Source organism: Pseudoalteromonas sp. 19-MNA-CIBAN-0066 (genome assembly GCF_040308705.1).
Taxonomy (GTDB): domain Bacteria; phylum Pseudomonadota; class Gammaproteobacteria; order Enterobacterales; family Alteromonadaceae; genus Pseudoalteromonas; species Pseudoalteromonas nigrifaciens.
Genome location: NZ_JBEONZ010000007.1, coordinates 118655 through 131265 on the forward strand (window position 1 = coordinate 118655; position 12611 = coordinate 131265).

General features: G+C 40.0%; 8 protein-coding genes. 2 read left to right on the forward strand and 6 right to left on the reverse strand.

Annotated features, from left to right (window positions below; all coding sequences use genetic code 11):
- Window positions 1–17 precede the first annotated feature (17 nt).
- The 5 genes from AAEZ18_RS06760 to AAEZ18_RS06780 form a co-directional block, all read right to left on the reverse strand.
- Entirely contained in the window at window positions 18–584 is a 567-nt protein-coding gene (locus AAEZ18_RS06760; protein ID WP_193038791.1) for a chitin-binding protein, read from the reverse strand.
- A 265-nt stretch (window positions 585–849) separates the two neighbouring features.
- Window positions 850–3975 (reverse strand): efflux RND transporter permease subunit, encoded by a 3126-nt coding sequence (locus AAEZ18_RS06765; RefSeq protein ID WP_350594071.1) that lies wholly within the window; start codon window positions 3973–3975, stop codon window positions 850–852.
- 10 nt (window positions 3976–3985) lie between these two features.
- Entirely contained in the window at window positions 3986–5170 is a 1185-nt protein-coding gene (locus AAEZ18_RS06770; RefSeq protein ID WP_350594073.1) for an efflux RND transporter periplasmic adaptor subunit, read from the reverse strand.
- A gap of 346 nt (window positions 5171–5516) precedes the next feature.
- On the reverse strand, window positions 5517–6305 hold the full coding sequence (locus tag AAEZ18_RS06775; protein ID WP_086993143.1) for a PhzF family phenazine biosynthesis protein: 789 nt from the start codon (window positions 6303–6305) through the stop codon (window positions 5517–5519).
- Window positions 6306–6378: 73 nt separating this feature from the next.
- A complete protein-coding gene (locus AAEZ18_RS06780; RefSeq protein ID WP_086993144.1) occupies window positions 6379–6993 on the reverse strand; it encodes a PQ-loop domain-containing transporter in 615 nt (204 codons plus the stop codon).
- Window positions 6994–7276: 283 nt separating this feature from the next.
- Here AAEZ18_RS06780 and AAEZ18_RS06785 point away from each other — a divergent pair, with 283 nt between their 5' ends.
- Window positions 7277–8410 carry a PepSY-associated TM helix domain-containing protein gene (locus AAEZ18_RS06785; RefSeq protein WP_350594075.1) on the forward strand — a complete coding sequence of 378 codons (1134 nt, stop codon included), beginning with the start codon at window positions 7277–7279 and terminating at the stop codon, window positions 8408–8410.
- A gap of 86 nt (window positions 8411–8496) precedes the next feature.
- Complete coding sequence (locus tag AAEZ18_RS06790; RefSeq protein WP_350594077.1) at window positions 8497–9672, forward strand: tetratricopeptide repeat protein; 1176 nt, start codon at window positions 8497–8499, stop codon at window positions 9670–9672.
- A 74-nt stretch (window positions 9673–9746) separates the two neighbouring features.
- On the opposite strand, the gene AAEZ18_RS06795 is transcribed toward AAEZ18_RS06790, so the two are convergent.
- Window positions 9747–12578, reverse strand: coding sequence for a TolB family protein (locus tag AAEZ18_RS06795; protein WP_350594079.1), 2832 nt, complete (start codon window positions 12576–12578; stop codon window positions 9747–9749).
- Window positions 12579–12611 lie beyond the last annotated feature (33 nt).

A 12611-nucleotide genomic window follows, 5' to 3' on the forward strand; every position in this document is an offset into this window, starting at 1 on the left:
AACTGTATACAAGCTATTTATTTTACTTGCTGCCAAGCCATAGCCCAGCTTTTACCCACACCGGGTTCAAACATGGCACTTTGCTCACCATTAACACGGCAATATTCACTAAATGGCCATGCTTTACACTGATAAATATGCCCTGTTTTGGGCTGCAATACTTTTATGCCCGCATTATAGTTATCGCCACCAGCGGGATAAACGCTATCGTATTCTGCGCTATTTTCTATTACCGACACATTGCGTTTAGTCAAACAATTAAAACTAACATCCGCTTTACAAATACCGCTTGATTCTAGTGCAAATATTTGATTATAACGATAAGCAACTACTAGCCCTGTATCGGTCATGCGCCCTGCGCTAACTAAGGGAACATGCACATTAATATATTCTGCTATTAGGCGCGGCCACGCATTAGGCCCTCCCTGCTCAGATACCGTCACTTCATAACTAAATGATAAATCGACTAGCTCTCCTTGCATGTCATAAAAGGTTACTACCACAGAATCGCCAATAGATAATTGGACATCCTGATTTAAGCAACCTATTGGTGTCCATTTTCCACAGACCAATGACGTATGCATAAACACAGCAACACCTTAAAATCCAAACCTTGCATTGGTAATACACAAATACACAGTCAAGACATTTAGAGCAATAAACAAACAAATGTAAACTAAATATTAGCTCAGTTTATTAATAAGATGAAGATTATAATTCGCAAGCTTGCAACAATCAAACAAAAGAATGTAACCAGAATTTAAATCTAATACTTAAGCTCTATATAAAACAAAAAAGCCAACCTAATTCGGTTGGCTTTTTACTTTGCTGCTTACTAACAATGCTATTTTAAATTGTAGCTTTAGTGGTTTTTTTACTAAACGGGCGTTTAAATAACGCGCCTATATCCGTTAAAATAATATATAAACACGGTACTAAAATCAGTGTTATTAAAGTAGCAAACATGACAGCAAAGCCCAGCGCCACTGCCATTGGGGTAACAAATTTAGCTTGTAGGCTGGTTTCAAACATAATAGGTAATACCCCTGCAAAGGTAGTAATTGAGGTGAGTAATATAGCTCTAAAACGCGCACAGCCTGCCTCAATAACGGCATCTTTAATACTTACGCCGTTACGGCGCACTTGGTTTACATAATCGGTCATAACTAGGGAGTCGTTTATTACTACCCCTGCGGCGGCTATTAAACCAAAGCCCGACATTAAACTAATATCTAAACCAAACCAATAATGCCCCCAAATAGCCCCCGTTAAGCTAAACGGAATAACCGACATAACAATAAGCGGTTGCGAGTAACTTTTTAATGGCACGGCCAGTAAAATATAAACGAGGATCATGCCGCCAATAAAAAACATCATTTGCTCACTTGCTTGCGCTTGTTGCTCCTCTATTGCGCCACCAAGCTCAGATTTAACTGTAGGGAACTCATCTTTAAGCTGCGGTAATAAGTTCTCTTTAACTTGTTTAACTACTTCGCCTGGCTCTATTTGTTCTTCGTCGATGTTGCCATATACATAAACTGTACGATAGCCTCCTTCACGGCGAATATAACTAATGCCTGGTGTTTCGGTTAGCTCAACTACATCACCGAGTAATACCTCACGCCCTTGTGGTGTGGTGATCACTGCATGTTTAAGTGATGAAAATGCTTCGCGAGTAAGCTTAGGGTAACGAACCATTACACGTACTTCTTCGCCGTTTCTGATCACGCGCTGCGCTTCACCACCATAAAAGCTAGCACCTACTTGGGTGGCAACACTCGAAAGATCTAAACCTAAGTCGTAAGCAACCGGTTTTAAGCTCATTTGCACTTCTTTACTAGCAGGATCAATGGTCGAGCTAATATCAAACAAACCTTTTTGTTGCTGCAGTAATTGAATAAAACGACGCCCTGCACTATTTAGCGTGTCTATGTCTGAGCCATACAATAAATAGCCAAACTCACCATTACCGTTGGCACCGCCGCCGCCAGCATCATCTTGAATAGTTAACGACTTAACGCCAGCTATGGTTGGCATAGCCTCACGCCAACGACGCGATAACTCAAAGGCGTTATACGGACGCAAGTCTTCATCAACTAATGGCGCTAATAACTGTGACTCTGTTCTACCTTGGTTAAATACCAAGATATCGCGGATCATTTTTTTACCAAATTCACGCTCGGTTGCTTCATCAACTTGCAGCACCATAGCTTCAATGTCGCGAATAGCTGCAATGGTTTGTATGTCTGAAACATTATCATTCATTTCTACGCGTATTTGTGGAAAGTCGTGCGGTACTTTAGGGGTGGGTACAGTACGTACTTTGTTTGAGGTAATTAACCCAACGCTAAGAATAAGCATTGCTATAAATGCAAACATCACCGTCCAGCGCCATTCTACGCAGCGCACAATAAAGCGTTTATACGGGCCATTTACAAAGCCAAAAAAACGGGTATTAAAGCGATCGCGCCAACTGCCTTTTTTAATAGGTGCAAAGTGCGTATGAGCAATATGCGCCGGTAAAATTAGTTTTGATTCAACCAAACTAAATACTAAGCACAGCATTACCACTACCGCTATACCGTAAAAAAACGCGCTTTCTGGGCCGCTCGATAAGGTAAATGGTGCAAACACTGCAATTGTGGTTAATACGCCAAAAGTCGCAGGCGTTGCAACACGATTAGCGCCGCGCACTACGCTTTCAACACCACCACCACTTCTTTCTATTTCGGTGTAGGCGCTCTCTCCTATGACTATGGCGTCGTCCACCACTATTCCCAGCACCATAATAAACGCAAATAACGAAATAATATTAATGCTAATACCAAATACCGGCATCATCATCATCGCACCTAAAAAGCACACTGGCAGCCCTAGCATTACCCACAGCGCCAGTTTAAAACGCAAAAATAACGACAACATAATTGCCACTAAAATAGCGCCCTGAAACAAGTTAGCTTTCATCATATCAAGGCGAGCATTTAGATAGTAAGTCATATCCATTAATGGCTCTAACCGTATACTGGGTGGCAGCTGATTATTTTTTTGCTCTATAAATGCTTTAACCGACTCGGCAACCGGGATCATGTTTTGCTCTTGGGTTGCTTTAACCGAAAGATACACCGCATTTTGCCCATTAAACTTAAAGTAGCGCTCACCTTCGGTAAATTGGTCTTTAATTACGGCAATATCTTGCAACAATACTTTTGCGCCATATTCGCCAATTTTTACCGGTATTTTTCGAAACTCTTCGCCGCTATAAAATTGATTTTCTACGCGTACCGAAATAACTCCCGAGTCAGTTTTTAGCTGCCCTGCCGAAAAGTTAGCTGAATATCTGCGTACTGCAGTCATTACATCGCTTAAGGTTAAGTTATATTGGCGCAGCGTATCGGGTTCAATTTCAATGGCTATTTCATCAAGTGGCACATCGTTAACAACTAGCGATACATTAGAAAGCTGCAATAACTCACTCTCTATTTGGTTTGCAATTGGCTTAAGCTCGCTCAGTGGCAGGTCGGCTACTAAGGTCATGCCTATTACGTCTTGTCTAAACTCTACTTGGCTAATTGTTACCGGCTCCATACCGCCAGGAAACGTGGCTATACCATCTACGCGAAGTTTTACTTTATCGAGCACGTCGGTAAGTTTAACGTCAGTATTTATTTCTAAGCTCGCACGGCCACCATTACGAAACGCACGATACACGCCTTTTTTAATTTCGGTTACATCCTTAAGCGACTCCTCAATTTTTATGAGAATGCTTTCTTCTATTTCTTGTGGCGATGCACCTGGATAGTTAGCTTCAATATTAATGTAGTTAATTTCTACATTAGGAAACATTTGGCGCTGAATAGTAAAGTAACTAATAATCCCCATTACAATGATAAAAAACATCATTAAATTGGCAGCTACCGAATTCTTTGCAAAGTAGGCAATAATACCCGTTTGTTTTTGCTCTATTGGTTCATTCATATTTGCTGCCTTACAACTGCTGAGTATTAGAGTTGCTTGTCTCTGAGCTTTCAGTTGCGCTGTTAGTACTAGTACCAGCCACTTTTACTTCCATGCCCTTTTGCGGATACTCTGGCAAGGTAACAACGAGTTTATCGTCTGCATTTAAACCGCTGTTAATATAAAAAAACTCACCTTCTTCTCTAATAACCGTTACTTTGCGCGGCTCAAGTTGCTGCTGCTCATTTACTATCCATACCGTTTGATTATTCACTAATGCTTGCGGTAAACGGTAAATGTTACTGAGCATAGCGCCTGCAAATCTTACCTGTACGTAGCTGCCAAATTTAATTGCTGGTTGTTTGCTTTTTAAACCGTAAGGGTCGTCAATTCGCACCACTAAACTACTCATGCGGGTAGCACTATCTACAATACCTAAATCGCGGTCTATTACTGCTTCACGAGTAAAGCTATTTAGTCCTTTTTGAATCACTGTTGCAGTAATACCTTTAATTCGCTCTGGTAAAAAAATACTATCAAAGCCGGCAATAGGAATGATCACCTCTGCGGTTTCTATGTTATTAATTTCGGCCACTTGCGAACCCATAGATACAAACTGACCCACACCAATATTACGACTAATAACGAGCGCATCGTATGGCGCAGTTATTTCGCAATTTTCTAAGTCACGTTGCGCACGCTTTAAGGCAGCTTGCGCCGATTTAACCGACGCTTGTGCACTCAAAACTTGTGGTTTACGTAAAAATAAATCTGTACGGGCCTTACCTGGAAAGCGGGTTGCTTCGTCTGCTGCTACTTGTGCTTGTGCTTGCTCTTCAATTAAGCCTGCTTGTGCGCGTGCAAGCTCAGCCTCTGCCATTAAAACGGCTGCTTGGTAATTGTCTTTTTCAATAGTAAATAGGGTTTCGCCTCGGCCAACTACACCACCGGCAATAAAGTTAGGATGCCAACTTAATACCTCACCCGACACCTGCGCCGACAATTGGGTATTTTCAAGCGGCTTTACTTCACCGTAACTATTAATAATAACCTGATGATTATTTGCCAAAGCACTTTCTACTGTAACGGTAGGACGTGTATCTACTGGTTTTTTTTCTGCCGATTCTTCTGCAATAGCGTTAATTCCCATAAAGCTCACTATGCCAATGGCAAGTGCAACAAAAGGAAAAACCCATTTAAGTATTCTTGTTTGCATAACTTAATTACCTCAAAAACTCACTAACAACATAATAACAGAGCTTAACCAAATATTAACGACGCATTTGTAAGTAACTATTTCTAAAATAGCTCTAAATTAATAAAAAGAATAACAAGTAATACTACAGAGAAATTAAAGCTGTAATTTTTAAGTTTATAAATCAACAACTTTAAACAAGAATAAATAGTAGAGGCGCGGTTTGAAGTAATAAGTATATAGTGGCGGCTGCGTCGCCTGTGCTAACTTTCAAAAATTATATTTTTAAATAAAAGCGTTTTATTCGCAGCGCAAGAGTAATAGCATAATTGATTTATACACAATTTAGACAGCATATAGCGCTTTGCTAAATAAAAATAGTGCCGGTTAAATACCTTACCGCATGCCCTGTGATCGTTACATATGTATCACCAACATCGCATAGTAACTGCCCTCCGCGGCTCGAAGCCTGATAAGCACGTAACCTTGTTTTAGTTAATTGCTGCGCCCAATAAGGGGCAAGGCCGGTATGAATAGAGCCTGTTACATAATCTTCATCGCCACCACTGGCGGGCCAAAAGTAGCGAGACACAAAATCGTATTTATCTCCAGGCGCGCTGGCAACCACATCGAGCGGAAATAACGTTTTTAGTAACTGCGAATCGGTTTTAAGCTGAGTTACATCTTGCTCATTATCGTAAATAACAAAATAAGCTTGGCGGTTTTTTAGCACTTTTGTGGGCGCTTTTGATAAACCATTTAGCAGTGCAGAAGGGGTATTTAATACAGCAACCGGGGCTTGTTTTGGAAAGGTCATGGCAAAGCTACCATCGCTATTTTTATTAACGACTAACTCGCCCACGGCAGCAGCATAAAAACGCACTTGCGCTAAATTATGCTGCTCACAAAGCACATAAGCAGCTGCCAGTGTGGCATGGCCACAAAAGTCAATTTCCATCAAAGGTGAGAACCAGCGAATAGCAAAGCTGCCATCGCTTTGCTGGCAAGTGAAAGCGGTTTCAGACACGTTATTTTCTGCGCCAATTTTTAGCATTAAATCGTCGCTTAACCACGTATCTAGGGGGATCACTGCGGCATAATTGCCTTTAAATAATTCATTAGTAAACGCATCTATTTGATGAATAGTTAATTGCATGGTTTAAACTTTATAATTACGAATAGCTTAAACCTGCCACAGTTAAATTAAATTATCACTACTATTTTAAACGTTATACTGTATTAGGGCGCATTTTATAATATTGAATGCAACCAAGCTGCGCAGCGTTGGTGAGTAAAATCATTACAAACGTTAAAATATGCGCAATACTTTGCGTAGCCATAGCAAACTCGGCAAATAAACCACAAATACCCGCCACAAACTGCAAGCTAAAATAACGTGCACTTAAATTACTAATATCACCACTGCGAATAGTTTTATACGTTTGTGGCATTACACGCACCGAGCTCATTACCAAACCAACAAAGGTTAACCATGTTAGTACCTTAGCTGTATCGAGTGCTGGGTTAGCTAATAACGTAAATGGAATAAGCGAAAAAGCCAACATACACAGTAACTGAATACGCTCTTTTCGCTCAGCATTATAACGCGCAAAATAATATAAAATAGAACCACTTAATATGCCTGTTACTACAAATGGCAGCGCCATATAAAAGCGCTCAAAATACAGATTAAAGGCAATAAAGTACGTACTTTGTGCAACACCAAAGGTCATCATCAACAGCGATAAACCCGACACGCTGCGATTTTTACGAATTTTATTTAGCAGTGGTAAAAAACTAAAGACTAAAATAAATGAAGACAATACAGGCAGAAAATGTGCCAAAGCAACCTCGTTCGTTACGTAAGTGTTAATAGGAATTAAAATAGAAACATATAATAAACATATGTTTTTAAAGGGTTTTACCTTATGACGGCATTGTAGTGGCGACTAGATTTTACTCAACTAAATTGAAAATATTTTTTTAGCAGCTGGCAACTTAGCTATACAAAAATCGTTAGCTTAAGTTCACGCTTTTGCTGTTTCTAGCATAACCATCTGCAAAACTTGAATTGCAATTGATAATTGTTATCATACGTAATACTTATCATCTTTTCTTGCTTTATATATGCGAAAAACACTGTTTAAAATTCATAGCTGGGTTGCCCTTATTGCTATCATCCCCCTTATTGTTATTAGCATTACAGGGAGTGTTTTAGTATTTAAAAGCGAAATAGATGGCCTGCTAATGCCAAATAGCCACTTTGTGGTAAAAGCACTACCTGAGCGGCTACCTATTGATAAGTTAATCGCTAAAACAGAGCGTACTTACCCTAATTATATAGTAGCTAGTTGGGAAATATTTAACGATGATACTGCTGATCGGGTTTACTTAATAAAGCGCGGTACAGAGCAATGGGCTAAGTTACATTTAAACCAATACACAGGTGATATTTTGTCAGAGCCTTTGGGTACCAGCCATTATTTCACCGATTGGTTTTTAGAGCTGCATTACACCTTTTTACTTAACGATTTTAAAAATTTACCAGGGCAAACGGGCACTGTATTAGGGTTCTTTTTTGCGGTGTTTTTACTCGTATTGGGTATTAGCGGCCTGATTATTTATCGCAAATTTTGGCGACGCTTATTTAGCGTACGCTGGCGTGCAACACTACAAATAGTGCTTAGCGACATTCATAAAATGACCGGCGTGTTAGGCTCACCCATTATTATTATTTTAGCCATTACTGGCGGCTACTTCAACTGGGCTGTGTGGTATCACGAAGTGATAGAACACGCACAAGAAGAGCATTATGTACTAACCAACCCCTTATACAGTCACGACATTTCGTTGCAGCAAATACTCGATGACAGCAAAAAACAAATCTCTACTTTTAACGGTACTTTTTTAGTTTTGCCATTAGAGCCAGACGAAAACATTACCTTATTTGGTGAAGTAAGCACAACCAATCCGCTGGCTAGTGAATACGCCAATACAATTACTTACAGTAAGCTAACTGGCGAACACATGGCTAACTGGGATATTCGCGAAGTAGGAATTGGCTGGCAAGTAATTGATAGCTTTAGAAAGCTCCACTTTGGCTACTTTGCAGGGCTTGTAAGTAAGGTGCTGTGGGCTGTTATTGGCTTAAGCCCTGTATGGCTTGCAGGTACTGGCTTTTATTTATGGCTTACCCGACGTGCACGCAAAAAGCAGTCACGACAAAACCGTTTAAATAAACGCCGCACAGCAAACCCTTGATTAAAAAACAAACTCATTATAATGTTAGGTAAAGTAGTAATTAACTCTATTTAAGCTACTTACTTTTGTATCAATGGAGTGAGTTTATGAAATTTTATACGCTTGTGATAATTACTATTTTTTCATTAATAACCGGCTGCAGCAGTACTAACAATCAAAAGCAAATACTGCAAACTATACCGCTTACACAAGTAATTAATCATGCTTTATTTAGCCAGCAACCCACTTTATCTGAACAAGCTATTTTTGAGCTGTCTGAGGTCGAGACAGAGCAGTTTTTAGCGTATGCCAAAAAACAGCTATTATCTGGGATTCGTACCGATAGAGTTGTTTATAATTACCTTGAAAACCAACTAACTAACTTTACATATCACGGCGATACACTCACTTCTACACAAACAGTTAATCGAGCGCAAGGAAACTGTATTAGCCTAGCGGTGCTTACCCAAAGCTATGCTCGCATTCTTGGTTTAGATACGAGTTTTCAAGAAATGACCAGCGAGCCTGTTTACGCAAAAGAAAGTAACTTAGTGTATGTAGCTAACCATTTTAGAACTATGGTTTATGCCCCTAAAGAAATAGGTACCGCTAAAAACATAAATCCAATAAGCACAATAACAACCCGCGCAGGTACGTTAATCGACTACTTCCCAACTCGAGACAGTATTTACTCAGGTAGTGCTAACCATAATGACTTACTCGCTAAGTTTTATAGCAATTTAGCCGCTAGCGCATTAGCAAACAAACAATTAAACATGGCATATTCTCTTATTTTGCAAGCTAATAACTACACCCCTAAAGATCCTGAGCTATTTAACTTAGCAGGCATATTACACCGCCATGCTGGCGACTTACAAAGCGCGAAAAATATTTATCAAGCAGCATTAAATAACAATTATGCGAGCATAAATTTAATTAGTAACTATCAATTATTAGCTCAACAGCTTGGTGATACTCAGCTTGCGCAGCAGTTATCTTTACAACTAATAAATATAGAAAAAGATCCTTATGAGTTATTAGTACTGGCTAAAAATGAGTTACAAACAGGAAATATTTATAGCGCTAACAAACATGTTGAGCAAGCAATAGTAAAAGCACCGTATATAGCCGATCTGTATTTAGAGCTGGCGAAAATACGCTTTCAGCAAGGTAAAACTCAACAAACACAAAGCTTACTTGAAAAAGCCATCGAACTTGAACGCGACAAACAAAAGCTTAATGTGTATCAAGCTAAGTTACTGTCGTTAAGTATGACAAAGTAAATGTGGGTTTTACGGCACTTAAATCGCCGCTCAAACCCCGTTATTAATTATTTTTACCTTTGCTTTTAAAAACGCTAAAGCGAATAATAAAAACTTAACCACGCGCGCATCTCATCTGCAAAGCTATCGCCTTCTACGCGCGATAAGCCCAAATTAAACGTTAAATCATTTATACCTGCAGGCCCCATCCCAAAGCTAAGATCACCTTGATATTTTAAGCCGTAACTTTGTGCATATACCATGCTATCAAGTTGGTGTTGCTTGTAATAAAGCCAAGGTAACCCCTCTTTAAAGCTAAACCCAGCACCATAACCTTGATAACGCTTTGCAGTTGCACTGTAAAAAGGCAGCTCAGATGAAAGTACAAATTCGCTACTTTGTTGCTGATTAATCAGGTTTGAGCCAAAGCCACCTAATGCAAGGCTGCCATCATCACGTTGCTTTTGCTCAAGGCTTGCATAAAGAGGAATACCAAATGCTTTACCAAAAATTTGGGCGGCTAAATCGTAACCTTGCCAATTATTACTTTTGCTGCTGCCATCGTACCAGCTCGCATAAGTACTTTGGCCTATAACAAAGTCTTGGCGGTCATATTGCCAGCTTTGAGTAACGCCAAAGCGCGTCCAGCTTTTATGGTTTTGTTTGTAGTCAGTGTAATTATAAGCAAGCTCTGGCGTTAAGTTTAACTGCCCAAATTTAAGAGGGTAACTTATTGCAGCAAAACCACCGCGCGCAGTAATATCGGCGCTTAAGCTTGTTTGATTTAAGGATTTATATTGGCGTGCTGTATTTAAATTATAATCAAACACGCTAAGTTTGAATTTTACTGGTAATGCACTGTATTTTGCCTGCACAAAACCACCATGCAAAGCACCATTGTGCAAGTCGGCGCTATACCCTGCCTGTAAGTCGAGCTGTTTTAATAAATCGCTACTTTTAACCCCTAAATTCAACAAACTGGTTGCAGCCGAATAATACTGCGCGCCTAGTGCAAAAGTGGCTTGTTGCTCAAGTGCATTGTAGCTACTTTGTGTGCCTACTTGGTTAGTGTAAATGTTAGCTTTTGGAAGTGTGTGTTGATTAACCATAAGCAGTGGCGCATGTTTAGTGGTTGCAATATCACTAACCATATTCCCTTGGTGTGTTTTCGCTAGTTGTTTTACATTGGGGCCATCTGCGCTAATCGAGAAATAAAGTAATGAGCCATCAGTCATTTCAATGGGATGTGCAACCGCTTCTTGCCCTTGAGTTAGTTTAGTGAGTGTTTTGCTTGCAATATGATAACTATAAATATCGGTAGCGCTATTTAAGCCAGCAATAAAGTAAAGCGACTCTCCATTTTGGCTAAAACTTGGTTGGCTTAAATATTGATACCCGTTTGGCATAGCCACTGATTGACGGTGCTCACCATCCGTATTTTGTATATATAATTGCCAATTTTCGTTTAAAGATGCTGATAAGTAAGCTAATTTAGTTTCATCAGGGTTTAATATTGGGTAGTCATACGCCGTTTTTAAACTTTTACTAAATAACTCAGTGACGACTTTAGTGGTTAAATTTACTTTCACTAATTCTGAGTAACCACCTCTTACTTGCTCAGCATATAAGGTTTCACCATCGCTGGTTACGCTAAAACGGCGAATACCTGCAAGCTCGGTAAGCTGCTCTATATTGCCGGTTTCAGTGTTGTAGCTAAAAACATCAGAAACACGATTATAACTCCCCGATTCCTCAGTACTAAAAGCACTAAAGTAAAGCGTGGTATTATTAATCCATTGTGGGTTAGCTATGCCTGCTCGGTTAATTTGGTTAAGCACTTGTTTTTGCTCACGCTTAAATACACCAGGTGCAGTGTCAGCAATATCTAGGGGATCATTTTCTAATAGCTTTTTTTGTGCTTTATTAAAGCTATTTTCGGCTTTAGTATTTTGCTCTGTGCTGTACACAATAAGCTTAGTGTTATCGTTTTTATCACGCTCTACAATTGCCAGCTTACTGCCATCTTTTGCAAGCGCAGGGTTACTTGCATATAAACTAAGCTGTAGCCACAGCTCACTATTAAGCTTAGGTTCTAATTGCTCTTTGGCCATAGCTTTGTAAGTGTATTCAGCTACAAAACGGCGGTACAGCTTAGCGGCACTTTGCCCAAACACGCCGCTAAATGCTTGATCAAAATCACGCACTTTTACGCCTTGCATGCGTGTCCAAACGCTATCGAGCGTTTGCTCTGAATAGTTTTGCTCTAACCAATTTAAAAAACGGCTACCAATTAAATACGCCATGGAGCTGGCCATAAAGCCACCTTCGGTACTATTTAACTGTGAGTAGCTGGGCAACGCTCCTTGCTGGGCAAACTCTACTAATATTGCTTCTGAGTAGTTATCAAATAAGCGCCCACGACCGGTCATTTTAGATTCAATTAACGTGGCATAACCTTCGGCAACCCAACGAGGGGTATTGCTGTAAGTTAAATCGTATAGATCCCATAGACTGCGTATTTTTTGCTGCCAGTTATTACGTGTTGGCTGTGCTAAATGCACTAAGTGAATGTACTCGTGCAATACCAATAACTGCTGCCAACCTGAGGTATTTGATATAACAGTATCTGATTGTGGCGGCGTGGTAAAAAGTGCCATTATCGGGTTATTTGAGGTAGGTAGCGCAAAACCATTCGCTGCATTTAAGGGATCAAACACCACTACATCTACAGTTTTATCGAGTGCGCGGTTTTGTTGCTCAAGCACTTTGGTACGTACTATTTCGAGCTCTACAGCAGTCGATTTGGCAAAGTCGGTATGCTCAATACTGTAATGCACATTAAAGTGCTCGGTATGAATGGTTTGCCAGTCGTTGCCATAGCTCGGCGCGGTAAGTAATAAAGCCGCTGCGATAAGTGTTTTTTTCATTATAGTCCCTTAGATGATCCCTTAACTGCACCT